The 22,325-nt window shown below is 66.5% G+C and carries 30 protein-coding genes; 16 read left to right on the top strand and 14 right to left on the bottom strand.

The genetic code is table 11. The features are described 5' to 3' along the window. Positions 1-10: 10 nt before the first annotated feature. From VSO01S_RS06445 to VSO01S_RS06430, 4 genes are all read left to right on the top strand, one after another. A complete protein-coding gene (locus tag VSO01S_RS06445) occupies positions 11-646 on the top strand; it encodes an L-threonylcarbamoyladenylate synthase (protein WP_068640976.1) in 636 nt (211 codons plus the stop codon). Between the two features lie 43 nt (positions 647-689). Next, positions 690-1,361, top strand: coding sequence for a site-2 protease family protein (locus VSO01S_RS06440; RefSeq protein WP_068640975.1), 672 nt, complete (start codon positions 690-692; stop codon positions 1,359-1,361). A gap of 13 nt (positions 1,362-1,374) precedes the next feature. Next, a complete protein-coding gene (locus VSO01S_RS06435; protein ID WP_068640974.1) occupies positions 1,375-2,706 on the top strand; it encodes a tryptophan--tRNA ligase in 1,332 nt (443 codons plus the stop codon). A gap of 85 nt (positions 2,707-2,791) precedes the next feature. Further along, positions 2,792-3,397 carry a response regulator transcription factor gene (locus tag VSO01S_RS06430; RefSeq protein WP_068640973.1) on the top strand — a complete coding sequence of 202 codons (606 nt, stop codon included), beginning with the start codon at positions 2,792-2,794 and terminating at the stop codon, positions 3,395-3,397. An 81-nt stretch (positions 3,398-3,478) separates the two neighbouring features. Here VSO01S_RS06430 and shkS read toward each other — a convergent pair whose 3' ends face one another. Further along, entirely contained in the window at positions 3,479-4,915 is a 1,437-nt protein-coding gene (gene shkS, locus VSO01S_RS06425; RefSeq protein WP_245684125.1) for a surface-behavior sensor histidine kinase ShkS, read from the bottom strand. Between the two features lies 1 nt (position 4,916). After that, positions 4,917-6,164: a formylglycine-generating enzyme family protein gene (locus VSO01S_RS06420; protein ID WP_084241713.1), complete on the bottom strand. Its 1,248-nt coding sequence runs from the start codon at positions 6,162-6,164 to the stop codon at positions 4,917-4,919. A gap of 88 nt (positions 6,165-6,252) precedes the next feature. Between VSO01S_RS06420 and VSO01S_RS26630 the strand changes: the two genes are divergently transcribed. From VSO01S_RS26630 to VSO01S_RS06400, 5 genes are all read left to right on the top strand, one after another. After that, positions 6,253-6,720: an ArsR/SmtB family transcription factor gene (locus tag VSO01S_RS26630; protein WP_084241712.1), complete on the top strand. Its 468-nt coding sequence runs from the start codon at positions 6,253-6,255 to the stop codon at positions 6,718-6,720. Next, positions 6,603-7,082, top strand: coding sequence for an SRPBCC family protein (locus VSO01S_RS06415; protein ID WP_068640971.1), 480 nt, complete (start codon positions 6,603-6,605; stop codon positions 7,080-7,082). Before VSO01S_RS26630 ends, VSO01S_RS06415 begins: the two co-directional genes overlap by 118 nt. Positions 7,083-7,116: 34 nt before the next feature. Continuing rightward, a complete protein-coding gene (locus VSO01S_RS06410; RefSeq protein WP_218002320.1) occupies positions 7,117-7,881 on the top strand; it encodes a DUF899 domain-containing protein in 765 nt (254 codons plus the stop codon). 24 nt (positions 7,882-7,905) lie between these two features. Next, positions 7,906-8,361, top strand: a complete 456-nt coding sequence (locus VSO01S_RS06405; protein WP_068640970.1) for a VOC family protein — start codon at positions 7,906-7,908, stop codon at positions 8,359-8,361. A gap of 73 nt (positions 8,362-8,434) precedes the next feature. Beyond that, complete coding sequence (locus tag VSO01S_RS06400) at positions 8,435-8,938, top strand: CinA family protein (RefSeq protein ID WP_068640969.1); 504 nt, start codon at positions 8,435-8,437, stop codon at positions 8,936-8,938. A 14-nt stretch (positions 8,939-8,952) separates the two neighbouring features. Here VSO01S_RS06400 and VSO01S_RS28145 read toward each other — a convergent pair whose 3' ends face one another. From VSO01S_RS28145 to VSO01S_RS06390, 3 genes are all read right to left on the bottom strand, one after another. Then, complete coding sequence (locus VSO01S_RS28145; RefSeq protein ID WP_281179807.1) at positions 8,953-9,075, bottom strand: hypothetical protein; 123 nt, start codon at positions 9,073-9,075, stop codon at positions 8,953-8,955. Between the two features lie 11 nt (positions 9,076-9,086). Continuing rightward, positions 9,087-9,269 carry a hypothetical protein gene (locus tag VSO01S_RS06395; RefSeq protein WP_068640968.1) on the bottom strand — a complete coding sequence of 61 codons (183 nt, stop codon included), beginning with the start codon at positions 9,267-9,269 and terminating at the stop codon, positions 9,087-9,089. A gap of 292 nt (positions 9,270-9,561) precedes the next feature. After that, a complete protein-coding gene (locus VSO01S_RS06390) occupies positions 9,562-9,795 on the bottom strand; it encodes a hypothetical protein (RefSeq protein WP_068640967.1) in 234 nt (77 codons plus the stop codon). A gap of 155 nt (positions 9,796-9,950) precedes the next feature. Here VSO01S_RS06390 and VSO01S_RS06385 point away from each other — a divergent pair, with 155 nt between their 5' ends. After that, a complete protein-coding gene (locus tag VSO01S_RS06385) occupies positions 9,951-10,247 on the top strand; it encodes a hypothetical protein (protein ID WP_068640966.1) in 297 nt (98 codons plus the stop codon). A gap of 91 nt (positions 10,248-10,338) precedes the next feature. On the opposite strand, the gene VSO01S_RS06380 is transcribed toward VSO01S_RS06385, so the two are convergent. Both VSO01S_RS06380 and VSO01S_RS06375 read right to left on the bottom strand, forming a co-directional pair. Continuing rightward, a complete protein-coding gene (locus VSO01S_RS06380) occupies positions 10,339-10,932 on the bottom strand; it encodes an acyl-homoserine-lactone synthase (protein WP_068640965.1) in 594 nt (197 codons plus the stop codon). Positions 10,933-10,991: 59 nt separating this feature from the next. Further along, positions 10,992-11,396, bottom strand: coding sequence for a DUF4902 domain-containing protein (locus VSO01S_RS06375; RefSeq protein WP_068640964.1), 405 nt, complete (start codon positions 11,394-11,396; stop codon positions 10,992-10,994). Positions 11,397-11,693: 297 nt separating this feature from the next. Here VSO01S_RS06375 and VSO01S_RS06370 point away from each other — a divergent pair, with 297 nt between their 5' ends. Then, a complete protein-coding gene (locus VSO01S_RS06370; RefSeq protein ID WP_068640963.1) occupies positions 11,694-12,407 on the top strand; it encodes an autoinducer binding domain-containing protein in 714 nt (237 codons plus the stop codon). Positions 12,408-12,524: 117 nt separating this feature from the next. Continuing rightward, positions 12,525-13,262, top strand: coding sequence for a hypothetical protein (locus tag VSO01S_RS06365; protein WP_068640962.1), 738 nt, complete (start codon positions 12,525-12,527; stop codon positions 13,260-13,262). A gap of 34 nt (positions 13,263-13,296) precedes the next feature. Here VSO01S_RS06365 and VSO01S_RS06360 read toward each other — a convergent pair whose 3' ends face one another. Further along, positions 13,297-13,644, bottom strand: coding sequence for an antibiotic biosynthesis monooxygenase (locus tag VSO01S_RS06360; RefSeq protein ID WP_068640961.1), 348 nt, complete (start codon positions 13,642-13,644; stop codon positions 13,297-13,299). A gap of 125 nt (positions 13,645-13,769) precedes the next feature. After that, the gene (locus tag VSO01S_RS06355) at positions 13,770-17,390 is read right to left on the bottom strand and encodes an indolepyruvate ferredoxin oxidoreductase family protein (protein WP_068640960.1); all 3,621 of its coding nucleotides are present in this window, start codon (positions 17,388-17,390) and stop codon (positions 13,770-13,772) included. Positions 17,391-17,481: 91 nt separating this feature from the next. On the opposite strand from VSO01S_RS06355, the gene VSO01S_RS06350 reads away from it, so the two are divergent. The 4 genes from VSO01S_RS06350 (at position 17,482) to VSO01S_RS06335 (ending at position 19,874) form a co-directional block, all read left to right on the top strand. Further along, positions 17,482-17,985, top strand: coding sequence for an Lrp/AsnC family transcriptional regulator (locus tag VSO01S_RS06350; RefSeq protein WP_068640959.1), 504 nt, complete (start codon positions 17,482-17,484; stop codon positions 17,983-17,985). A gap of 339 nt (positions 17,986-18,324) precedes the next feature. Next, a complete protein-coding gene (locus VSO01S_RS06345; protein WP_153305152.1) occupies positions 18,325-18,573 on the top strand; it encodes a hypothetical protein in 249 nt (82 codons plus the stop codon). 78 nt (positions 18,574-18,651) lie between these two features. Then, positions 18,652-19,122 carry a hypothetical protein gene (locus VSO01S_RS06340; RefSeq protein WP_153305151.1) on the top strand — a complete coding sequence of 157 codons (471 nt, stop codon included), beginning with the start codon at positions 18,652-18,654 and terminating at the stop codon, positions 19,120-19,122. Continuing rightward, a complete protein-coding gene (locus VSO01S_RS06335) occupies positions 19,119-19,874 on the top strand; it encodes a DUF1828 domain-containing protein (RefSeq protein ID WP_068640956.1) in 756 nt (251 codons plus the stop codon). The genes VSO01S_RS06340 and VSO01S_RS06335 overlap by 4 nt, the downstream gene beginning before the upstream one ends. Positions 19,875-19,879: 5 nt before the next feature. On the opposite strand, the gene VSO01S_RS06330 is transcribed toward VSO01S_RS06335, so the two are convergent. Genes VSO01S_RS06330 through VSO01S_RS06310 form a run of 5 tightly spaced genes read right to left on the bottom strand, consistent with a single transcriptional unit; the run spans position 19,880 to position 22,272 of the window. After that, positions 19,880-20,140: a sigma factor-like helix-turn-helix DNA-binding protein gene (locus VSO01S_RS06330; RefSeq protein ID WP_068640955.1), complete on the bottom strand. Its 261-nt coding sequence runs from the start codon at positions 20,138-20,140 to the stop codon at positions 19,880-19,882. After that, entirely contained in the window at positions 20,137-20,328 is a 192-nt protein-coding gene (locus VSO01S_RS06325; RefSeq protein WP_068640954.1) for a hypothetical protein, read from the bottom strand. Before VSO01S_RS06325 ends, VSO01S_RS06330 begins: the two co-directional genes overlap by 4 nt. A gap of 58 nt (positions 20,329-20,386) precedes the next feature. After that, a complete protein-coding gene (locus VSO01S_RS06320; protein WP_068640953.1) occupies positions 20,387-20,845 on the bottom strand; it encodes a hypothetical protein in 459 nt (152 codons plus the stop codon). Positions 20,846-20,854: 9 nt separating this feature from the next. Then, on the bottom strand, positions 20,855-21,988 hold the full coding sequence (locus tag VSO01S_RS06315; RefSeq protein ID WP_068640952.1) for a hypothetical protein: 1,134 nt from the start codon (positions 21,986-21,988) through the stop codon (positions 20,855-20,857). Further along, positions 21,985-22,272, bottom strand: a complete 288-nt coding sequence (locus VSO01S_RS06310; RefSeq protein ID WP_068640951.1) for a hypothetical protein — start codon at positions 22,270-22,272, stop codon at positions 21,985-21,987. The genes VSO01S_RS06315 and VSO01S_RS06310 overlap by 4 nt, the downstream gene beginning before the upstream one ends. Positions 22,273-22,325 lie beyond the last annotated feature (53 nt).

Here is a 22,325-nt window from a genome sequence, read left to right as displayed (position 1 = left end):
TGCAGCAACCATGGCCCAGTTTTTCGAAGTCCACCCCGACAACCCGCAGCAGCGCCTCCTCAAGCAGGCGGCGGCCCTGCTGGCGCGCGGCGAGATCGTTGCCGTGCCCACCGACTCCAGCTACGCGCTGGCCTGCCACCTCGACGACAAGGACGCGGTGGAGCGCCTGCGGCGCATCCGCCAGGTCGACGAGAAGCACCACCTCACGCTGCTGTGCCGCGACCTGAGCGAGCTGGCCAACTATGCGCGGGTGGACAACAAGCAGTACCGACTGCTCAAGTCCGCCACGCCCGGGCCCTACACCTTCCTGCTCGAAGCCACCAAGGAAGTGCCGCGCCGGGTGAGCCATCCGCAGCGCAAGACGATCGGCCTGCGCGTGCCGGAGCACACGGTGCTGAGCGAACTGCTCATGCTCCATGGCGAGGCGCTGCTGGCCACCACCCTCATCCCGCCCGGCGAGACCGAGGCCCTGAACGACGCCCAGGAAATCCGCGAGCGTTTCGAAAAGCAGATCGGCGGCGTGATCGACGCGGGCGCCTGCCCCTCCGAGCCCACCACCGTGGTCGACCTGACCCCCATGGGCGAAGGCGGCGACCCGGTGGTCATCCGCCAGGGCCGCGGCGCCCTCGCCCCGCTGGGCCTCTAGCCCCGTCGGAGGAGCGCCTGCGGGGCTCTGAGACAATTCGAGGGTGGATATCAATCAACTCGTTCAAACCGTCCTCATCTACGCCCTGCCCGTGATCTTCGCCATCACCGTGCACGAGGCGGCCCACGGCTATGCGGCCCGCTACCTGGGCGACAACACCGCGTGGATGATGGGCCGGGTCACGCTCAACCCGATCAAGCACATCGACCCGATCGGCACCATTGCGATGCCGCTGCTGCTGTATTTCGCGACCTCGGGCGCCTTCCTGTTCGGCTATGCCAAGCCGGTGCCGGTGAACTTCGGGCATCTCAGACACCCCAAGCGCGACATGGTGTGGGTGGCACTGGCGGGTCCGGCCTCCAACTTCGTTCAGGCCATTCTCTGGGCGCTGCTGCTGGTGGGGCTGCTGGCCGTGGGCATCCAGGAGCCATTTTTCGTGCGAATGTGCCAGGCCGGCGTGCTGGTCAACCTGGTGATGTGGGCCTTCAACCTTTTTCCACTGCCGCCGCTCGACGGCGGACGCGTGCTGGCCGGCCTGCTGCCGCGCGGCGGCGCGCAAGAGCTGCTGGCGCGCATCGAGCCCTATGGCTTCTTCATCGTCATGGGCCTGGTGATTGCCGGCGTGGTGGGCAACTGGTGGCTGCGCCCGCTCATGGACTTCGGCTACCAGGCCATCAACTTCCTGCTGACCCCTTTCGCGGCGCTGCTGCGCTGAAGCTTTTTTCGCCATGACTTCGTCGTCTTCCTCCAAAGTCACCCGCTACCTCACCGGCATCACCACCACCGGCACGCCGCACCTGGGCAACTACGTGGGCTCGGTGCGCCCCTCGGTGCAGGCCAGCCTGCGCAGCGACGTGCAGAGCTACTACTTCCTGGCCGACTACCACGCGCTCATCAAGTGCGACGAGCCGGCGCGCATCCAGCGCTCCACGCTCGAAATCGCCGCCACCTGGCTGGCCTGCGGGCTCGATCCGCAGCGCGTGACCTTCTACCGCCAGTCCGACATTCCCGAAATTCCGGAACTCACCTGGCTGCTCACCTGCGTGAGCGCCAAGGGCATGCTCAACCGCGCCCACGCCTACAAGGCCGCGGTCGACAAGAACGAGGCGCGCGGCGAGGACCCCGACGCCGACGTGAGCGCGGGCCTGTTCATGTATCCCGTGCTGATGGCGGCCGACATCGTGATGTTCAACGCCCACAAGGTGCCGGTGGGCCGCGACCAGGCCCAGCACCTGGAGATGGCGCGCGACGTCGCGCAGCGCTTCAACCATTTGTACGGCGAGCACTTCGTGCTGCCCGAGGCCGAGATCGACGACGCGGTGGCGCTCCTGCCGGGCCTGGACGGCCGCAAGATGAGCAAGAGCTACGACAACACCATTGCGCTCTTCACCCCGCGCGCGCAGTTGCAAAAGCTGATCGCCGGCATCGTGACCGACTCGCGCGCCCCGGGCGAGCCCAAGGACACGGAAGGCTCCGCCCTCTTCCAGATCTACCAGGCCTTTGCCAGCGAGGAAGAGACCGAGGCGCTGCGCCGCGCCTACGCGGACGGCATCGCCTGGGGCGACGCCAAGCAGATGCTGTTCGAGCGGATCGACCGTGAAATCGCGCCCAAGCGTGAGCGCTACGAAGCGCTGATGGCCGACCCGTCCCAGATCGAGACCATCCTGCTGGCCGGCGCCGAGAAGGCCCGGGCGATTTCGCGGCCGCTCATGTCACGTTTGCGACACGCCGTGGGCCTGCGCAGCCTGGCCTCGGGCGCAAAAGCTGCCGCCCCCAAGGCGGCCAAGGCGGCCAAATCCAGCAAGGCGGGCTTCAAGCAGTATCGGGAACGAGACGGAATGTTCTACTTCAAGTTGCTGGATGAACAAGGAAGTACGCTTTTGCAAAGCCGCGGCTTCAAGACACCGCAAGAAGCGGGCCTTGTTATTGGCGGGATGCAACAAACACCCCGCGATTTCGTGAATTCCTACGCAGATTTACTGGAACCCGTCGACAATCAAACTGCGCTATCTGCAGTAAAAGTGCTGGAAGCGCTCGCCAACCCAACAGGCGATCAGTAAAGGGATAGGACAAGCGCACCGCGCCCGAGAACAATCACAAGAGCAGGGTTCAGCCAGCAGCGGTGCATGAGAGTAGAAAAGAAGCATGAGCATTTACGTCATCGACGACCACCCCTTGATGCGTGACGCCATCGTGATGGTGCTGCGCCGTCTGCGTCCGGCCGAGAACATCGTCGAACTCGAACGCCTGGACCGCCTGGCTGCCGCAGTGCGCCAGCACGGCACGCCCGACCTCTTCTGCCTGGACCTCAAGCTGCCCGACACCACCGGCGTCTCTGGCGTGCTGGCCGTCAAGAACAGCTATCCGGGCATTCCAATCGCGGTGTATTCGGCTTCGCCGGCAGGCGACATGGAAGAAGCCTGCATCGAGGCCGGCGCCGACATCTACATCGAGAAGTCGGCCGGCTCCGCAGAACTCACCGCCGCCCTGCGCGGCCTGCTGCAGGCCGACGATGAGCGCGAGGAAGCCACCCCCGCCAGCAGCGGCAAGCTGTCCAAGCGCCAGACGCAGTTGATCGCCATGCTCGACAAGGGCATGAGCAATCGCGAGATCGCGACCCAGCTCGAAATCAGCGAGCACACGGTGAAGGTGCACCTGTGGCGCCTGTTCCGCCGCCTGGGCGTGAAGAGCCGCACGCAAGCCCTGCACCACGCCCGCAACCACGGTCTGCTGATGAGCAGCAACACCTGATCGAGCGCGCGGCGCAAGCTCGCCGCCAAGAAAAAAACGCGCGCCATCGGCGCGCGTTTTCATTTGGATGAGCGAACCAGCCTAGCCCACCGCGCCCGTGATGCGCGCCTGCGCCTGCATCTCGTCGGCATCGTTCAGCGCCACCCGGAACACGCTGCCGCGCCCCAGGCGGGAACGGACGCTGACCGGATGGCCCAGCGCATGCGACAGGCGCGCCACGATGGCCAGGCCCAGCCCGAAGCCGTCCGACGTGCCGGCATGGTCGGCCACCTTGTAGAACTCCAGGAACACGTCGCGCAGGTGCTCGCGGGCGATGCCGATGCCGGTGTCCCACACCTCCACCCGCAGCCCTTCGCTGGTCTGGCGCGAGGCGATGAGCACGCCGCCTTCGGGCGTGTACTTGATGGCGTTGGCGATCAGGTTGCCGATCATGCGGCGCACACGGATGGGGTCGGTGAGGACGGTGCCGCTTCTTGCATGCACCCGGAAGCTCAGGCCCTTGGCCTCGGCCACCGGGCGGTACTGCAGCTCCAGGTCGTGCAGCAGCTGCTTCACGTCCACCCGCTCGATGTGCAGCCGCACCTGGCCCGAGTCGATGCGCGCCAGGTCGAACAGCGAGTCGAAGAGCGCGTTCACCGCATGGGTGGCGCGCACGATCTTGGGCGCGATGTCCTGCACCAGCTCGGGCTCGTTGCGCAGCCAGTCCGCGTACAGCGACAGCGCCAGGACCGGCTGGCGCATGTCGTGCGCGGCACTGGCCAGGAAGCGGTTCTTCATGGCCACCGCCGCCACCGCTGCCTGGCGCTGCTGCGTGAGCGAGTTGATCAGGATGTGGTTGTGATAGAGCAACTCGAAGCTGTTGCGCGCCGTCTCGTGGATGCGCCGGCTGGCGCGCAGCAGCATCCACCAGTGCAGCAGCGGCAATGCGAGGAAGCCGTAGTTGAAGTGCGGATTGCTCAGATCCATCTGCGTGACCCGCAGCGCCACGCACGCCATCATGGTCAGGAACAGCGTGTTGACATAGCGGCGCAACAGCGGCGGATGCAGCGACAGCCCATTGAGCGGGAAGGTGGCCACGCCCGCCACGATGAGCCAGCTCATGAACTGGTTCATGAGCGGCGTGCGCTCGAAGAAGATCAGCACCGACAGGCCCCAGACAAAGGCGCTGCCGCTCCACAGCGGGTGGTAGCGCTCCATGAACTGCTGCTGGGCGGACGAGTCGCGTGCGGCGTACTGCGAGGCGTACACGCGCTCGCCCCACACGCGGAAGGCGGTGGCGATCAGGCCCAGTACCAGCCACACGAACAGCTGCCAGACGGGCACATAGCCCCAGCTGAGGCCGATCATGGCCGGCATGAGCGCCGCGGCGAGCAGGTAGGAGCCGCGCGCCGCGCGCATGAGGCTGCGGATGAGTTCTCCGCGCACCCATGGCTCGGCCTCGTCCGCCGTGGCGGGCGCGGGCGTCAGGCTGGCGAAGGAGGAATTTCCCAGGCCGGCAAATGCGGAGCTGCCGCGCACGTCAGCCGCCCGTTGCCGGCTGCGCGGCCGACGCCGCCGCCTGCTTCTGCCGTTCCTTCCAGGCCGCGTCGTCCATGACCAGGCGGAAGCCGATGTGCGACATGCTGGTGTACGGGTCGGTGCCGCGCCGTGCGCTCGGGCGATAGCTCATGCAGAAGTCTTCGTTGCACAGGAAAGAGCCGCCGCGGGTGACGCGCTTGGGCGCGTTGACGGGCACGCCCGGCTCGCTGGGGTCGAAGCTGTCCTGCGGGCCGCGCGGGTTGTCGGCCAGCTTGCCGCTGGCGGCCTCGCGCACGAACTGGTCCGCGCGATACCAGTCGGACACCCACTGCCAGGCATTGCCCGTCATGTCGTACAGCCCGTAGCCGTTGGCCGGGAAGGTGCCCGCAGGGCTGGTGCCGGCGGCGCCGCCGGCCTTGGCGCTCACCACCGGAAAGCGACGGTCCTGCTGCCCCTGCCAGACATTGGCCATCTGCTGCTTGTCGGGCGTGAATTCCTCGCCCCAGGCGTAGGTGGCCTGCTCCAGGCCGCCGCGCGCGGCGAATTCCCATTCGGCCTCGGTGGGCAGGCGCTTGCCCGCCCACTTCGCATAGGCCAGCGCATCGGCATAGCTGACCTGCACCACGGGATGGTCGTCCTTGCCGTCGATGTTGGTGCCCGGGCCTTGCGGGTGGCGCCAATCGGCGCCGGGCACATAGCGCCACCAGCGTGTCACGTCGCTGTAGTCCACCACGGCGGGCGTGCCGACGAAGACCATGGCGCCCGGGACCAGCGCGCTGTCCGGCGGACGCGGCGTTCCGGGCGGCAGCTGGACCTTGAGCGTTTCCCAATCCGCGGGCAGCTCCGCCGTGGTCCGATAGCCGGTGGCTTCGACGAACCTGCGGAACTGCGCATTGGTGACGTGCTGGCGGTCCATCCAGAAGCCGCCGACGCGCGCCGGATGGGCGGGCTTTTCATTGGCCTGGGCCTGCTTGCTGTCGCTGCCCATCAGGAATTCGCCACCGGGCACCCAGGCCATGCCTTCGGGTCCGATGCGGCCGTCGCCAATGCGCAGCTGCGGTGCCTTCTTGCCGCCGCTGTCGGCCAGCAGCATGGCGCCGCCATAACCCGCGGCGGCGCAGGCCACGACCACCGCCCCCACCAGCCACAAGCGCCTGCCCGCGGACGGCTGCGGTGCCGGCGCGACGGTCGGCTTGGGCGCCTGAGGGGCGGATTTGCTGGCGGATGGACGGGACTTGCTTCGACTCATTCCCGCACTGTAGCAAGAGCGTGCCACTCCTGGCACGCAGTTCCCCTTCGCCTTGACAGGCCCTGGAAACGCGTCAATACTGAACTCAATGGTTAAGTTTTCCGATCCTGGCGAATCCGTCGACCTCGACCGCATCTTTGCCGCGCTGGCCGACCGCACCCGGCGCGACATCCTGCTGGCGCTTGGCGAAGGCGAGCGCAGCGTGTCCGAACTTGCGCAGCCCCACGGCATGTCGCTGCCGGGGTTCATGAAGCACCTGCGCGTGCTGGAAGACGCCGGCCTGGTTGCCCGCGCGAAAGAGGGCCGCGTGGTTCGCTGCGAACTTTCCGCGCAGCCCTTGCAGGAGGCCGCCGTGTGGCTGTCGCGCTACGAGAAGTTCTGGACCGAGCGCTTCGACGCGCTGGGTCGATTCCTCTACCACCAGAAGGAGCTGACACCATGGCCGAAGAAGCCGCTGCCGCCGCCCGCGAGCGCCCCATCCTCCGCATCCAGCGGATCTACGCCGACATCGCGCCGGAGCAGCTCTGGCACGCCTGGACCGACCCGAAAGCGCTGAGCGTCTGGTTCGGCCCGGGCGAAGACAACTCGGTGATCCATGCGCGCACCGACGTGCGCGTGGGCGGCAGCTTCTGCGTGGCGTTTCGCCTGGTCAATGGCAACGAACATGAGGTGAGCGGCATCTACAAGGAAGTGGTGCATGCCCGAAAGCTTGTGTTCACCTGGACCTGGCGCGACTCGCCCGAGCGCGAGTCGCTGGTGACGGTACTGCTCGTGCCCACCACAACTGGCACCCGAATGGACTTCCTGCACGAGCAGTTCTTCGACCAGGCCGAACGCGACGACCACGAGGGCGGCTGGCTTCCCACCATCGACAAGCTGGGACGCTTTCTCGGGTCGAGCGCGGACAACGCGGCCTGAACCTCTCGATCACTTCACCCAAAGGACCCACGCCATGAACATGCGCATCGACAAGCAACCGCACCGTGTCGCATCCCGCGACGAATGGATCGAGGCCAGCCGCCGCCTGGTGGCGCGCGAGAAGGAACTCACCCGCGCCCACGACCGCCTGGCCGAGGAACGACGGGCCCTGCCCTGGGTGCGCATCGACAAGGACTACCGCTTCGGCACGTCCGCAGGCCAGCAGCGGCTGATCGACCTGTTCGGCGAGAACGAGCAACTGCTCGTCTACCACTTCATGCTGGCGCCGGGCGACGAGGCGGGCTGCATCGGCTGCTCCTTCCTGATCGACCACATCGACGGCGTGCTCGTGCACCTGCGCCACCACGGCGTGTCGGTGGTCGCCGTGTCGCGCGCACCGCTGGAAGAAATTGCCCGCTACCGCTCACGCATGGGCTGGAACATTCCGTGGGTGTCGTCGCACGGCAGCGATTTCAACTACGACTTCAAGGTGTCCTTCCGCCCAGAGGAGGTGGCGGCCGGCGAGGTCGACTACAACTTCAAGCGCCAGGCGCCCTGGGGCGAAGAGGCCTCGGGCCTGAGCGCCTTCATCCGCAACGACCAGGGCGAGGTGTTCCACAGCTACTCGTCCTTCGGCCGCGGGGGCGAGGCCCTGCTGCCGGCCTACGCCCTGCTCGACATGACGCCGCTGGGGCGCCGCGAGCCGGCGCAAGGCCCGAAGATGAGCAGCTGGGTGCGCCGCCACGACGAATACGAGCCGCAGCCGCAAGCGACATCGCAGCACGGCTGCTGCCACTGAACCGGCCGGCAGCAAGGAACAGCCATGCAGATGATCACCCCATTTCTCTGGTTCGACGGCAATGCGCAGGACGCCATCGACTTCTACACATCGATCTTCAGGAACGCGCGCGTCACCAGCCTGATGCCGGGCCCCGACGGCAAAATGATGGGTGCGTCCTTCGAGCTCGAGGGGCAGTCGTTCATGGCGCTCAACGGCGGGCCGCAGTTCCAGTTCTCCCCGGCCATCTCGCTGTATGTGCATTGCGAATCGCAAGAGGAAGTCGACCACTACTGGTCCCGCCTGGGCGAAGGCGGCAGCTACCAGCCTTGCGGATGGCTCCAGGACAAGTTCGGCCTGTCGTGGCAGATCATCCCCGGCATTCTGAGCCGCATGCTGGGAGACAAGGACAGGGCACGGGCCGGCCGTGCCATGCAGGCCATGATGAAGATGAGCAAGATCGACATCGCGGCGCTGCAGGCCGCCTACGACGGGGTTTGATATCGTCCGACAGGTCCGGCACGGCCGCCGGGCATAAGGTCGCGCTCCAGAGCTGCACGCAAAGGAGCGCCCCATGCAAACCGCCCTCGACGGCCAGCAGGTTGCCGACTACCTCGAGTCACACCACCTGGTATTGGTCACCGCCGAATCCTGCACTGCCGGCCTGATCGCCTCGCGCCTGGCGGACGTTCCCGGCGCGGGCGCCGTGCTGGAAAGCGCCTTCGTGGCCTACAGCCCAAAGGCCAAGTTCAAGCACCTGGGCGTGAAGCCGGCCACCATCGATGCGCACGGACTCACGAGCGAAGCGGTGGCACTCGAGATGGCACGCGGCGCCCTCGCCCGCAGCGACGCGAATGTGGCGATCGCGAACACAGGCGTTGCCGAGGTGCCGGATGGTGAAGCGGATCTGGAACCCGGCACCCAGTGCTTTGCCTGGGTGTTCCGCACCGGCCCGCTCACCGAACAGGCCTTTACCGAAACGCGCGTGTTCAGCGGCGAAAGAAACGAGGTACGCGAAGCGGCCGCCGAGCACGCGCTGGACGCCCTGGTCGAGCACCACCGCAGTCTTCACCGCTGAGCATCAGGACGCATTCAGTTCCAGGGCAGTCGGCAGAAAGGCCGGCCCTCCACATCCGCCCAGATGCACGCCCGGATACAGGCAATGATGAGCCGGCGATCAGGTGCGGCCGGCACCGCCGCGAGACGGATGAACATGATCGGCTCCCTCACGGTGCGCGCTCGAGCATCCGGTGCACCTGGTAGCCCAGCAAGTACCAGAAGTACGCCTCGGCCTCGCCGGTCACCCGCAGCCTCGAACCGGAGCTGGGAGAGACGCATTCGTAGCAATAGCGCCAACCCATGCGATCCGCTTCTTGTTGTTCCCAGTTGTTGTTCTCGTGCCCTTTCATGGCTGTCTCCTGCTCGGGAAGATCCCGTATGCAAGGTATAAGCCCGGCCAGCAATTTCCGGCACCGGCTGGCAGCGGCTCGAACCGTCAGCCGCCGGGTTCAACGGCTGTCCGCCAAGAGGGTGTCGGCGGGCGTCGGAATCGGCTGACAAGACCCGCGCAACTGGGGTTGCGCGTCTTCTTCGGTGGAAGGGCCGGTCGGCTCCTTCGGTTGGGGATCGGGGTCGTCCTGGCCGGGCACCGGCTCGGGCGGCGGCTCTTCGCTGCCGGGCTGCAGGGGCCGCCGGGAAACGTCAGCCGGCAACTTCGGTTTCATCGGCAAGTGCGCGGCGCCCCTTCGGCGTGATGCACAGCACCTGCGCGGCCTTGTGCACCTGCGCGCCGCCTTCCAGCGTCTCGACCGGCGGAATAAGAGCGGTGACCAAGCCGGCTGCGCGAAGTACTCGCAACCGATCGATATCGGCGGGCGCATAGAGCGCCGCGGGCAGTTCCTGGTCGGCCAGGCGTCTGAGCAGTTCCATGGGCATGGCCCGAGTCTCCTTTCGCGGCGGCTGCCGTGAAGAACCATCCTGCGGCCATCCGCCGGGCCATGCAAGCTTGTCCATTCCGCGGAGGTTGACTTGCCACCGCCCAACTCGCGTAAGCTTTGCGGTTGCCTCCCCATCCAGAGCACGGAATCCCATTGCAAGAAAACCAAGATCACTACGACAAGCAACAGGCGCAACAAGACGACGCGTGCGCTGTTCTACCCACGGGCTGGCGCCTAGACCTGAAGCTCGGCCCCGACGCGGCCGGCGAGTTCGGCGGCGTGGCCGAAGTGTGGGAAGGCTCCGAGATGCGCTGCCGCCTGGTGCTCACGCTGTGCGGACAGGACCGTGCCGCCGCGGTGGCACGCGTCAACAAGCGCGTGGAAGATTGGGTGTCCGAATGGCTGGCGCGCCCGCACAGCGGCGACACGGACTTCACGCAGCTCGAATGAGCCTGCTCAAGTGAAGCGCCAGAAATAGAAAAGGGCCTGCGAGGCCCTTTTTCTATTTCTGCGCTCGAGATCCGGCGCTGGAAGAACGATGTCAGTGCGCCATCTCGCGGCGTGCCACCGGCGGACAGCGAGGCGTCACGTCGATCCAGCAGGCAAAGATGGGATGCCCGTCGATGATCTGCGGAGGCGCGGCGCGGTGCGCCCTGAAGCCCTCGCGGCGCAGCAGCCGCTCGATGCCCAACGGGGACACCGTGATCAACCGCTGCGCGCCCTGCGCTGCCGCGACTTCGATCGCCTTCTCCAGGAGACCAACCGCAACGGGCGACGAGAACTGCCCGAGCGCCCCCGTGCCGGTGGCAGTGAAGTCGACGGCGGCGAACCGCGACAGCTCCCACACCAACGGATCCTTGGGTGGCTCCGCGCCTCCCATCAACTGCGGGAAGACGTCTCCCAGAAGGTAGGACTGGGTGGTGGGCAGCAGGCGCGCGGTGCCGATCACGTTCTGCTGCGCATCGCGCGCCGCCAGATAAAGCGTGCCCGAATGGTCGAACTGGTCGCGCTCCAGGCCGGGCGGCGTGTCCAGTTGCCAGCCCAGCATTTCGACGAAGACCTTGTAGCGGTACCGCTCGACGCTCTCGAGCAGTTGAGGGGTCAGTTCATGGGGGCGGCCGGCGAGTACTTCCATTTGGTTAATCCCGAGTTGTATCGGGAGATTTCAGCCTTCCGCGCATGCATACGGAACTATCAGTTCTTGTAGGTCGACCCCGTGCCGGCCCGGAACGCGGCGTCGAGCGCAGCACGCTGCCAATCGATGGCGTCGATGAAGTGGGCCAGCACCTGCAGGCTGTCTTCCCAGGTCATGGGCACGCTGGACTCCGACACCACCAGGATGTTGGTTCGCGGAAGGCCCAGCCGCACAACCTCTGACTGGCCGGGGGTTCCTCGCCACTCCCAGTCCCAGCCGATGCTGAGCGCCGGCACGGCCGGGCTGACCCACTCCGTGTAGCCCGACAAGGTTGTGGCAGCCCCGCAACGCTGGACCGGGTCGATGACCTCGTCGTCGACATTGGAAATGAGGTGCTGCAGCGAAATGCTGCCCAGTTCCTGCGTCTGGAGCCGCAGGTATCCGTCGGCTGACACGATCCTCATACGCAATTTCCTCCTACGGTTGGCATGTGAGGGCTAGCGCGCGCAACGCCCTCCAAATATTTCATCGCGGATCACGGCCCGGCGTCCTCCTCAAAAAAAGGTGAGGGCCGACGGCTTCCCTGCACAATTCTTCACATTGGTTAGCACAGCCCGCACTGCGCCCGAGTCAGACGGACCCGATTCATGTAAATTGAACACTCAGGGTTTCATTTCGATCACCAACACGTCGACACCCCACCGAGCCTGCCATGCCACATTTCGGGCGACAGACCTCATTCGCCTGGACGCGGGTCCGTCATGCAGCCATCTGCTGAGAACCTGCTGACAGCACTGGATCGCGCGTCCAGCGAGCAAGCCGTGTTCGCGGCGCTCCAGGCGGAGGCGCGCCGGCTGGGCTTCGAGCACTGTGCCTATGGCCTGCGCCTGGCGGTGCCGGTTTCCAACCCCAAGGTGATCACGCTCAACGACTACCCCGCCGCCTGGCAGGCGCGCTACCTGGCGGCCGGCTACCTGCAGATGGACCCCAGCGTGCGGCACGGGCAGCAAAGCCAGCGGCCGCTGGTGTGGACGGACGAGGTCTTTGCCTCCGCACGTTCGCTGTGGGAAGAAGCCCGCGAGCACGGCCTGCGGGTGGGCTGGGCCCAGTCGAGCCTGGACGGCTTCGGCGTGGGCGGCATGCTGACGCTGTCGCGCTCGACCGAACTGCTCAGCGACCAGGAACTCGCGGCCAAGGACAGCGAAATGCGCTGGCTGGTGCAAGCCGCGCACCTGGCGCTGTCGCGCCTCATGAAGCCGCGCTACGCCGTGCAGCCCGAGGTCCCCCTCACGCCACGCGAGATCGAGGTCCTCAAGTGGACTGCAGACGGCAAGACCGCCGCCGACATCGGTGCGATCCTGGGAATTTCGGTGCCGACGGTGAACTTTCACATCAAGAACGTGGTGCACAAGCTGGGAGCGGCCAACAAGACGGCCGCGGTGGTGCAGGCCCTGCTTTCCGGACTGCTCAACTAGCTTGCCTTGCCGCGCGCCATCGCGGACCTATCAATTCTGTGAGCTGTGCGCCGCCTGCAAACGCAGTTCAATTCGCGCATGGGACTCGCAAGGTATCTCAGTGGCGCTGAAATTCGCGTGCATCTGGCGCCGGGCGCGCTGATTGCCTGCGAGGTCAAACGCGTCTGGGGGCGTGCCAGCGTCTCCCGAAAGGCCAGCTTCCAGTTCTTCGGGGGCGAACGTCCCGCCGCCATGGATGCGCTGCGAGGCTGGGTGCAGGAAGCGCCGGTGCCGCGCTCACTTTCCTGGATCGTGGGGCCGACCGAGGCGCAATACTTCGTCCTGCCCTGGTCGCCGGCCTGGGTCGACCCCGACAGCCGCTACGCCTACGCCCGTGCCCACTACGAGCAGCTCTACAGCACCGATTCGCGTGACGTGTCCTTCAGCTTCTCGGACCCCGCACCGGACGGCGGACAGCTGGTGTCGTGCATTTCCTCCGCGCTGCATGTCGAACTCGCGGACTTTGCCGTTCAGTGCGGCTGCGAACTGGATTCCATCAAACCTTCGGTGGCAACGGTCTGGAAGCGCTTCCAGAACGTCCTGAAATCCGAGGATGGCACCTTGTGCGTGGTGGAAGGCGACCACCAGGCACTGGTGCAGCACGACCGCAACCGCATCCGTGGGGTCATCGTGCGCCGGCGCTCCGCCCAGCAAACGGTGGATGCAGCCCTCAAGGGCGTCGTGCGCCGTTTTGCCAACACCATGGATCGCGGCGCCGCGCCCAGCGGCGCCGTCGACCTGCGGCTTCCCGCCAAGCAGGGCTTCGACGCCCGCGGGGACGCCGCCTACGCCGTGGCGCTTTGCGGCGCCCTGTAACCCGGCAATTCAGGCGGCTGCGGCCGCTCCCAGATCAAAGCCCCAGCTTGCGCAATTGCGCGGGCACGTCGTCGATCGAGCGCATGGGATAGTGCCGCACCTGCGGTTCGTGATCGAACAGCTTGGGGCGATCGCCCGGGTCGATCGTCGGTGCGAGCAGGTCCTTGCCCACGAACGCCTCGATGCTGGCCATCGAGTCCCAGATCGACATCACCACGACCTCGGTCGCACCGTCCTCCAGATCCCTGAACACAGCCGCCGCGCGCCGGTTTCCGGGCTGCGACCGCATTTCGGGCAGCTTGGTCGCCTCCAGGTGCAGCCGGCACTCTTCGCGCAGCGAAGCATGAATCCAGAACGTCCAGGTTCGAAGTATGGGGCTCATCCGTCTTGATCGGCCGGCAACAAGCGACATTGCAAATTGCGCCGCAATCACTGTATTCGAAGATGGCCTACCTGTCTGGTTCCGCCTAACGCCCAAGTGACAGCGGACGCGTCAAGCCTCTTGGCTCAGGTCGCCTGATGCGCCGCGGTGATGGCAATTCCACGAATCTGCCCCGCCTGCGTGCCGGCGGCCGGACGCGGATAGCGGTCAGGCAGGAAGCGGTGCATCAACTCGGCCTCGCGGCCGCGCGCCAGGACGAGATTCGCCAGCTTGACGTGCCCGTACCCCCGGATCGTCAACGGCACGGCGGCGATCTGCGCTGCCAGGCTCTGGTTGTCGGCCGACAGTTCAGAGGCCAGTTCGTCCAGCCGGCGTTCGAACTGCTCGATGAGCGAGCGCTCCAGGCGGCGCTCCGCCGTGTGTCCGAAGGGATCCAGGGCCGTGCTGCGCAGCCGCTTGCCGTGCGCCAGCCACTTCATGGCCGGCAGCATCCAGGCGCCCAGGCGGATCTTGGCCGGCGGCTGCCCGTTCTTCGGCCGCGACAGCAGCGGCGGCGCCATGTAGAACTCCAGCTTGAACTCGCCCTCGAACTGCTCGGCCAACTGCGCCCGAAAGTCCTTGGCGCTGTACAGGCGCGCCACCTCGTATTCGTCCTTGTAGCTCATGAGCCGGAGCAGGCTGCGCGCTGCATTGCGGGACACGGGCAGGCTGCGATCACCGCCGGCAAGCAACTGCTCGCGCTGCGCGAGCGCCCGGATGCGCGACTCGAAGCGCTGCGCCCAGGCGGCGTTCTGATAGGCGGTGAGGTGCGCACGGGCATGCGCGATCAATGCGTCGAGCGACTCGTCTTGCGCCTGCGCCTCGAGGCCGCCACGCAATCCGTCGACGGCCGCTGGTTCGGCGGCGGCAAGGCGCCCCAGGGAAAAGGCCAGCAGATTGGTCTCCACGGCCACCGCATTGAGTTCGATGGCACGCGTGAGTGCCTCCAGGCTCAACGGAATCAAGCCGCACTGCCATGCGTACCCCACCGCAAGAATGTTGGCGGCCAGGGTGTCGCCGAGAAACTCCTGCGCCAGGGACTGCGCATCGAAGGTCTGTACCTGCTCGGGCCCCGCCGCGAAGCGCATCTTCTCCAGCAACTGCTCGATGCGCAGGTCCGCATCCGGGTTGTGCAGCGATTCGGCCACCGGGATCGGATGCGTGTTGGCCAGGATGCGGGTGCGCCCGCGCCGCACGGCCTGCAGGGCCTCGGGCGTCGCACCCACGACGACGTCGCACGCCAGGATGGCGTCGGCCTGTTGCGTATCGGTGCGCACCTGGTTCAGGCGTTGCGGCGTATCGGCCAGGCGCACGAAGCTCAGCACCGCCCCGCCCTTCTGGGCGAAGCCCATGAAATCGAGCACGCTGGCCGACTTGCCTTCCAGGTGGGCGGCCATCGCGATCACCGCGCCCACGGTGACGACGCCGGTGCCGCCGACGCCGGTCACAAGCAGGTCGTAGGGCGCCGTCCAGGCATGCGCCGCCGGGTGCGCCAAGGCATCGACATGCCGCGCGAAGGCGTCGCGTCCGGCCGCGAGCACCCCGATCTTCTTGCGCAGGGCGCCACCCGTGACGCCCACGAAGCTCGGGCAGAAGCCCTTGGCGCAGGAATAGTCCTTGTTGCAGTTCGTCTGGTCGATCTGTCGTTTGCGTCCCAGGCGGGTCTCGTGCGGCAGCACCGCCACGCAGTTGCTCTGCACGCTGCAGTCGCCGCACCCTTCGCAGACCGCTTGGTTGATGAACAGGCGCCGCGGCGGATCGGGCAGTGCGCCCTTCTTGCGGCGCCGGCGCTTCTCGGCCGCGCAGGTCTGCTCGTAGATCAGCACCGTGACGCCGGCGATCTCGCGCAGGCGCCGCTGCACGGCGTCGAGCTCGCTGCGGTCGTGGAACTCCGTGCCCTGCGGAAACCGATGCCGGATCGGCTCGTACTTCTCGATGGCGTCGCTGAGCACCACCACCTGCTTCACGCCTTCGGACTCCACCTGCCGGGCGATCGCATCGACGCTGATGATGCCGTCCACCGGCTGGCCGCCGGTCATGGCCACCGCATCGTTGAACAGGATCTTGTAGGTGATGGTGGCGCGCGCGGCCACGGCCTGCCGGATCGCAAGGTAGCCCGAGTGGTAGTAGGTGCCGTCGCCCAGGTTCTGGAAGACATGCGGCGTGCGCGTGAACATGGCGTGCGAGATCCAGTCCACGCCCTCCCCGCCCATCTGAATCAGCCCCGCGGTGCTGCGGTCCATCCAGTTGGCCATGAAGTGGCAGCCGATGCCGGCGCGAGCCGTGGAGCCTTCGGGCACCCGCGTGCTGGTGTTGTGCGGGCAGCCGGCGCAGAAGTACGGCAGGCGCTTGACCGCATCCGCTTCGTTGGACAACAGCTCGTGCGGCATGAAGTCGCGCACATGCTGGAAGTGGTCGCCCAGCTCCGCATTGCCCGGAAAGTGCTCGGACAGCCAGTGCGCCACCAGCTCGATCAGGCGCGAAGGCCGCAACTCGCCCAGTGCCGGCACCAGGGGCCGGCCCTCGCGGTCCAGCTTGCCCACCAGCGCGGGGCGAAGCCCGGAAGGCGCGTTGTAGAAAAGGCTCCTCATCTGGGTCTCGACCACGGCGCCCTTTTCCTCGATGACCAGGATCTCCTGCAGGCCCTGGGCGAAGTCCAGCATGCGCGTCTTTTCCAGTGGAAAGCTCAGGCCCACCTTGTACAGGCGCACCCCGATGGCGGCGAGCGATTCGGGCGTGACCTCCAGGCGCCGCAACACCTCCATCAGGTCGAAGTGCGCCTTGCCGCAGGTGACGATGCCGACCTTGGCCCGTTCGCTGTCGATCAGCCGCTTGTCGATGCTGTTCACGCGCGCAAAGGCGGCCACCGCCTCGAGCTTGTCGGCCAGGCGGGATTCGATGCGCAGGGAAGGCAGATCCGGCCAGCGATAGTGCAGCCCGTCGGCCGGCGCGCGGTGGCCTGTGATGCGACGCACCGTGTCGGCATCGCGCCAGGCATCCACACGCGCGTGCACGCGGTCCAGGTCCACCGTGCCGGCGCTCTCCACCACCTCCGACAGCGCCGCCATGCCCACCCATGCGCCCGAATAGCGGGAGAGTTCGAAGCCGTACAGGCCGAACTCCAGGTACTCGGCCACACAGGCGGGCTGCAAGACGGGCATGCTCCAGGCCATGAAGGCCTGGTCGCTCTGGTGCGGCATGGAGGAAGACACGCAGCCGTGGTCATCGCCCGCCACCACCAGCACCCCGCCGTGCGGCGACGAGCCGTAGGCATTGCCATGCTTGAGCGCGTCGCCGGCGCGGTCCACGCCCGGCCCCTTGCCGTACCACATGGCAAACACACCTTGGGCGGTGCGCTCGGGATCGGACTCGACCCGCTGGGTACCCAGCACCTGCGTGGCGGCCAGTTCCTCGTTGATGGCAGGCACGAAGCGGATGCCCGCCTCTTCGAATCGCGGGCCGGCCTTCCAGATGGCCTGGTCGACCATGCCCAGCGGCGAGCCCCGGTACCCGCTGACGAACCCCTGCGTGCGCCAGCCGCGCGCCGCGTCGCGCTCGCGCTGCATGAGAAGCACGCGCACCAGCGCCTGGGTGCCGGTGAGGAAGATGGCGCCCGAGTGCGCCCACAGGCTGTCCGACAGCTGGTAGCCGGGCCGCTGAATGGCAGACGAAGATGAAGCGGAAGGCGCCGCCGCCAAGCAATTCATTCAAGGATTGTTCTTCTCGCCAATGAGAAATATCCTCTCCTTTCCTTGAGAACAGACCCTAAGTTCGAGAAGATTCACCTCGGATCGCTTCATGAACGAAGATTCCATTCCTCTGGACAACTACTCGCTGAAGATCCTCCTGGAGTTGCAGCGCGACGCCCGCCAGACGGTCCAGCAGATCGCCGACAAGGTGGGCCTGTCATCCACCCCGTGCTGGCGGCGCATCAAGGAGATGGAGGCCAGCGGCGTGATCCGCGGCTACACCGTCGTGATCGATCGCGAGAAGGTGGGCCTGAACCTGGCGGCGGTCACCGAGGTCAACCTCGACCGGCACCACGAGTCCAAAGTGCGCGACTTCGAACGCGTGATCGAGGCCAGCCCCGAGATCGTGCGCTGCGTCTCGGCCACGGGGCCGGCCGACTACATCCTCACCGTGCTGGTGCCGGACATCAAGCACTACGAACGGTTCCTGCACACGACCTTGTTCGAGCAGGCCGGCGTGACGCACGTGCGCTCGGCCATCGTGCTGCGCGAGATCAAGTCCGAGGGCAGCCTGCCGGTGGCGTTCAAGCCCGCGCAGCGCTCGCGCGAGTAGGCATGAGCCCTGGCTGCCGAAGAATGCCGCTGAAGATCCGCGCACAAAAAAGCCCCGACTGGCGGGGCTTTTTGAAGGTTTCGTGGTCCTTGGCGGACTGCCTTGGACCGATACCTGGAGGAGAGGGAGTCCCTCACAATCGGCCTGGAACCCGCATGAAACGGACTTTTCAAAAAAGTCACCCATCTCTTCCTACGTTTATTCCTACGTTTAAGAACACCTCAAAAGACACCCAAAACACTGTATTCTTGTACAGTGTTTTGCACTGTCTATCCGCTCCGAATACGAGGCACCCTACAGAAACCGGGGGACCTCTTCTACATGCGTGGCCGCTCGGGCGTGCTCACAGTGGATCGTGGCCAGGGCACGGCCGAGGTGCATGCGGTTCTCCACCACGTGGAGACCGGTGAGGAGGTTGCCCGCTTGTACGCGGCGCGGCTAGTGAAGATCGCAGGCGGCGGCGTGCTCCTGTCGGGCGACGATGTAGTGTTCCGGGGCTCCAAGAGCAAGGGCGACCGCTACCGGCAATCGTGGTGGTGCGTGCCACTGGCCGCCAAGATCAAGACGGCCGAGGGGGCATCTACATGATGGCGGCTTCCCCCAGCTTTTGGGGCGGCTCGGCTCCGTTACCATCGCGCACCACCACCCCCCAACGAGGCCGCGCCGTTGAACGACGTACCCGAGGCAGAGGCAAGAGAACTATTGAAGGCCGCGCGCGAGTGCCAGGACGCGCCGGACTGGAAGCCCAACAAGGTCTTGCCATGGATGTACTCCATGGAATGCGGACTTGTAGAGGCGGACGGCTCCTTCGGGGGCTTTCAAGTCTGGTTGCAGGTTGCGAGGTCACCCAAGACCAAGCAACGAACTTTCAAGTTCACCTTGTTTCAGACACATCTCGGCGGGTTGCTGCGGGTGTACCAACTGCACATCACGCCAACGGCCCACCGGCCTAAGAATTTGCACGAGCATGCGCACGAGCACATCGGGACCGCTCGGGAGGAGGGCCGCGCCGATTGGGCCAGGTGGGATTTTGAGGAGGCTCTGCAATACTTTTGCCAACGGGCCAACATTACATTCAAGCCACCCATTGAAGACCCGGAAACGTTTAAGCTGACATCTCCCAAGGGGAAGCCATGATTTGCGCCCACCTCACCACACTGTTGGGTTTCGATTGCACCCCGCTCGATGAAGGCGGGATGGTGGCGCACGTGTCTACTCCTTTCCGGTTTGCCGATGGTGATGCGGTGCCGGTCTATGTGGAGATGGCCAACGGACAGGTGCGGTTCTTTGATGATGGCCACACCGTCATGCACTTCACGGGCCGGGGCATGCGGTTGGAAGACGGCAGGCACACCCGGTTTCTCACCACGGCTGCGCAGGCCCACGGCGCCACGTTCTCGGACCAAGGCGACATGGAGGCATGGGCGCCCGAGGCTCAGGCGGCGGATGCCTTCGGCCGGTACATGGCCGCGATGCTGGAGGTGTGTCGGTGGGAGAAGGATCAAGAGGGAGCGAGCACGGATGTGACCTTCTTGGTGGATGAGGTGGCCACGGCCTTGCGGGCTTGGAAGCCTACGGCAACGATCACCGAGAACCCAGAGTTCACCGGCATCAGTGGCAAGCCCCATCGGCTGGATTTCTTGTTTGATGGCCAGGGCGTGGCCGTGGCTACGCCTAACCCCCGGTCCGCCAGCGCGGTGCTTAGGCGGTTGGTGGACATCCGGTCCGCGCACGACAACGCGGCGCTACCGCTGCTCGTAGTGGTGGATGACCGGGCGGACCCCGAGGGCGCCAAGCGGGAGGCGGCCATCTTGCAGAACGTGGCCAAAGTGCTCCCGTTTGGCTCGCTAGAGCGGTTGGCGCTGCATTCGGCTCCCAGCGTCCAATAGGCAAATCACCGCCGCATGTTGCGGCTCATCGTGGCCAGCAAGCTGGCAGTGGCGCCCAACTCATCGTCCAAGATGTCCGCGCTGATGCCGCGCTCGGCCAGGAGCGTGGCGCACTTGCGCAAGGCCCGTTCCTCAATCTGCCGCACCCGCTCGCGCGTGACACCAAGGGCCTCGCCCACCTCCTGCAACGTCATCGGCTCGGTGCTGTGGGCGCGCTCCACGGGGGCCTCCAGCACCTTGCGCGCCACCGGCTTGCCGGTGCTCATCGCGGCCCTTTGGTGGCGCCCGAGACAGCCTTGGTGATGCCCTTGGCCACGGTGATGTCGGAGAACCGCTTGGAGGCCTCCAAGATGCGCGAAGGGTGCAGCAGCGGGCGCGGTGTGACGAGCCGTTCCATGCGGCCGGGGCGGCGGCGTTGCGAGTCGGAGCGGCCGGTGGTGTCGGTGCTGGCCATGGTGGTTCTCCCACCGGCCGGAATACCGTCGCCGGAGATACGTCCAAAAATGGACCGATCAGGTGGCCATCCGCAACGCGGCGGCGGCGCGGGCCTCGGCAACGGCCACGGCGGCTTGAATGCCCGCGATGCGGGCCATGGCCTGCGCCTTGGTCATCGGCGCCTTGGCGGGACCACGCGTGGCTTTGGCGTGGGCCTCCAGCAATGGACGCAACACCGGCTTGAGCATGTCCCCGAGCATCTCCACCTCGCGCAACGTGAAGCCTTTGCGCGGCACTGCCCGCTTATCGGTACGCGCTGCGGGCGACGGGCCAATGGTGGGATCACCAGGACGCGGCGGCCAGGACATCGGCCCGCCTCCGGCCAGATGCGCGGCGATGTCTGGGCGGTGGCCCGCCACGTTCAACTCGTATCCATTAGGGCAGGTCACCCGCAAAAACTCGCCTTCGCGGCGGATGCGGCCCTTGGTGACCGTCGCGGCGCCCAACATGCGTTCGGCGTTGTAGTGGATCATCATGGCCGCCTCCTACGCCCAGGCCACGCCCGTGAGGACTTGCACCGCGCCCGGTGGTGCCCACCAACCGGTGCTCAGTGTTCCGCGCCAGGACAGTGCGTTGGTTTGCCACACGCTCCTTTGCGGATGGGCCGTGGCCGCGCCGAGGTTCTCGGCCACCGCATTTGCATCACCCTCTTCGTGCAAGAGCGTACTTTGCGAGGTCTCGATGAGTACTGGGTCCGCGCCGAAACACGCGGCGCCACCATCCACGAGAAACACCGTGTCCATCGGCATCTCGGCGCTCGCGTACACCGGCAGACCCAGCACGGTGGCGCGCGCCTGCATCTCGGGCAGCTTGGCATAGAGCGCGGCCTCGTTGAGCCGATTCATGGCCAGGAACGTGGAGGGCGAACCATAGCCCGCCGCGATCAATGCGCCAAGGCGCGCGAGGAGGTCGGCGGTGATGGCGTCGGCAGTGGCGCCCGAGGAGATGGCCGTGTTGGCGGGCAGTACGTTGCCCAGGCCTGCGGGCACGTCACCGGTGGCCGGGTCGGTGCTCCACACGGTGGCCTCCAACACGGTGGCCGAGTCGATGACGATGGCCGCGCGGACCACCGCATCCAGCACACCGGGCCCGGCCGCGTTGAGCATCTCCAACGTGGTGGTGCTCAAGATGCCCATGGATTGGCCCGCGAGCACTTGCGTGCCCACGCGCATGGCCCCTACGCGGATGCCCTTGCCTTCGCTGCGCCAGTGGGCCGCCAAGTTGGGTGGCCCCATGTTCGTGCGCATTGGCAGCTTCAGCGCCTTTCCGTTGAAGACGAACCGGCGCAGCGGCGCCCGCGCGGTCACGATGCCCACATCGGCCCAAAGCGAGACGAAGGCCTCCACGCTCGGCTCGGCCAAGAGTCCGGCCCATTCCGGGTCCGTGGTCACGGCTGGTCCCTGCGGACTGCGATTGATGGAGCCGATGGCCGCGCGGGTGAGCGCCATCTCGGCCTCGCTCACGCTCGCGGCCAACGTGGCTTCCAGGCTCTGGCCTTGGGCTTGCGCCAAGCCCATCACGCCCATGGCGCGCAAGATGGCCATGCGGGTAGCCTCGCGGGCCACATCACGGGCTTGAACGACATTGGCGCGCGGCGCCAGGACGGTGGCGGCGCTCATGGCTGCACCCTCCGGACGCTGGCCATCGCGGCCTCGCGCGCGGCGCGCTCCGCAACCGCCGCGTTGATGTGCTCTACAAGCACGCTGTACGGTGCGCCTTTGGGGAGGTTCAGGCGCTCGGGCTTGGGTGTGTGGATGTACCAGCGCACCAGCGCATTGAAGAAGAGCCGGAACCCTTCCCGGTCATCACCGCCATCACCAGCGCGACCGGTGATGGGCTTCTTGGGAGGCGTGGGAGCGCCGGCAATGGCGCGGGGCGGACGGTCAAGAACTTCATCGGGCATGTCAGGGCTCCTTGGGGGTGGTTCCCTCAAGGTGAGTCCCGAGCGGGCTCTGC

This window comes from Variovorax soli NBRC 106424 (assembly GCF_001591385.1).
In the GTDB taxonomy this organism is placed as follows: Bacteria; Pseudomonadota; Gammaproteobacteria; order Burkholderiales; family Burkholderiaceae_C; genus Variovorax; species Variovorax soli.
Note: the sequence above shows the minus strand (reverse complement) of the source record. Positions and strands in the feature narration are given on the sequence as shown.

Bases quoted from the DNA above. Each gene is read 5' to 3' on its own strand.
- VSO01S_RS06445 (WP_068640976.1), top strand. From the start codon at position 11: ATGGCCCAGTTTTTCGAAGTCCACCCCGACAACCCGCAGCAGCGCCTC.
- VSO01S_RS06435 (WP_068640974.1), top strand. From the start codon at position 1,375: ATGACTTCGTCGTCTTCCTCCAAAGTCACCCGCTACCTCACCGGCATC.
- VSO01S_RS06430 (WP_068640973.1), top strand. From the start codon at position 2,792: ATGAGCATTTACGTCATCGACGACCACCCCTTGATGCGTGACGCCATC.
- VSO01S_RS06420 (WP_084241713.1), bottom strand. From the start codon at position 6,164: ATGAGTCGAAGCAAGTCCCGTCCATCCGCCAGCAAATCCGCCCCTCAG.
- VSO01S_RS26630 (WP_084241712.1), top strand. From the start codon at position 6,253: ATGGTTAAGTTTTCCGATCCTGGCGAATCCGTCGACCTCGACCGCATC.
- VSO01S_RS06415 (WP_068640971.1), top strand. From the start codon at position 6,603: ATGGCCGAAGAAGCCGCTGCCGCCGCCCGCGAGCGCCCCATCCTCCGC.
- VSO01S_RS06410 (WP_218002320.1), top strand. From the start codon at position 7,117: ATGAACATGCGCATCGACAAGCAACCGCACCGTGTCGCATCCCGCGAC.
- VSO01S_RS06405 (WP_068640970.1), top strand. From the start codon at position 7,906: ATGCAGATGATCACCCCATTTCTCTGGTTCGACGGCAATGCGCAGGAC.
- VSO01S_RS06400 (WP_068640969.1), top strand. From the start codon at position 8,435: ATGCAAACCGCCCTCGACGGCCAGCAGGTTGCCGACTACCTCGAGTCA.
- VSO01S_RS28145 (WP_281179807.1), bottom strand. From the start codon at position 9,075: ATGTTCATCCGTCTCGCGGCGGTGCCGGCCGCACCTGATCGCCGGCTC.
- VSO01S_RS06395 (WP_068640968.1), bottom strand. From the start codon at position 9,269: ATGAAAGGGCACGAGAACAACAACTGGGAACAACAAGAAGCGGATCGC.
- VSO01S_RS06390 (WP_068640967.1), bottom strand. From the start codon at position 9,795: ATGCCCATGGAACTGCTCAGACGCCTGGCCGACCAGGAACTGCCCGCG.
- VSO01S_RS06380 (WP_068640965.1), bottom strand. From the start codon at position 10,932: ATGGAAGTACTCGCCGGCCGCCCCCATGAACTGACCCCTCAACTGCTC.
- VSO01S_RS06375 (WP_068640964.1), bottom strand. From the start codon at position 11,396: ATGAGGATCGTGTCAGCCGACGGATACCTGCGGCTCCAGACGCAGGAA.
- VSO01S_RS06370 (WP_068640963.1), top strand. From the start codon at position 11,694: ATGCAGCCATCTGCTGAGAACCTGCTGACAGCACTGGATCGCGCGTCC.
- VSO01S_RS06360 (WP_068640961.1), bottom strand. From the start codon at position 13,644: ATGAGCCCCATACTTCGAACCTGGACGTTCTGGATTCATGCTTCGCTG.
- VSO01S_RS06355 (WP_068640960.1), bottom strand. From the start codon at position 17,390: ATGAATTGCTTGGCGGCGGCGCCTTCCGCTTCATCTTCGTCTGCCATT.
- VSO01S_RS06350 (WP_068640959.1), top strand. From the start codon at position 17,482: ATGAACGAAGATTCCATTCCTCTGGACAACTACTCGCTGAAGATCCTC.
- VSO01S_RS06335 (WP_068640956.1), top strand. From the start codon at position 19,119: ATGATTTGCGCCCACCTCACCACACTGTTGGGTTTCGATTGCACCCCG.
- VSO01S_RS06330 (WP_068640955.1), bottom strand. From the start codon at position 20,140: ATGAGCACCGGCAAGCCGGTGGCGCGCAAGGTGCTGGAGGCCCCCGTG.
- VSO01S_RS06325 (WP_068640954.1), bottom strand. From the start codon at position 20,328: ATGGCCAGCACCGACACCACCGGCCGCTCCGACTCGCAACGCCGCCGC.
- VSO01S_RS06320 (WP_068640953.1), bottom strand. From the start codon at position 20,845: ATGATGATCCACTACAACGCCGAACGCATGTTGGGCGCCGCGACGGTC.
- VSO01S_RS06315 (WP_068640952.1), bottom strand. From the start codon at position 21,988: ATGAGCGCCGCCACCGTCCTGGCGCCGCGCGCCAATGTCGTTCAAGCC.
- VSO01S_RS06310 (WP_068640951.1), bottom strand. From the start codon at position 22,272: ATGCCCGATGAAGTTCTTGACCGTCCGCCCCGCGCCATTGCCGGCGCT.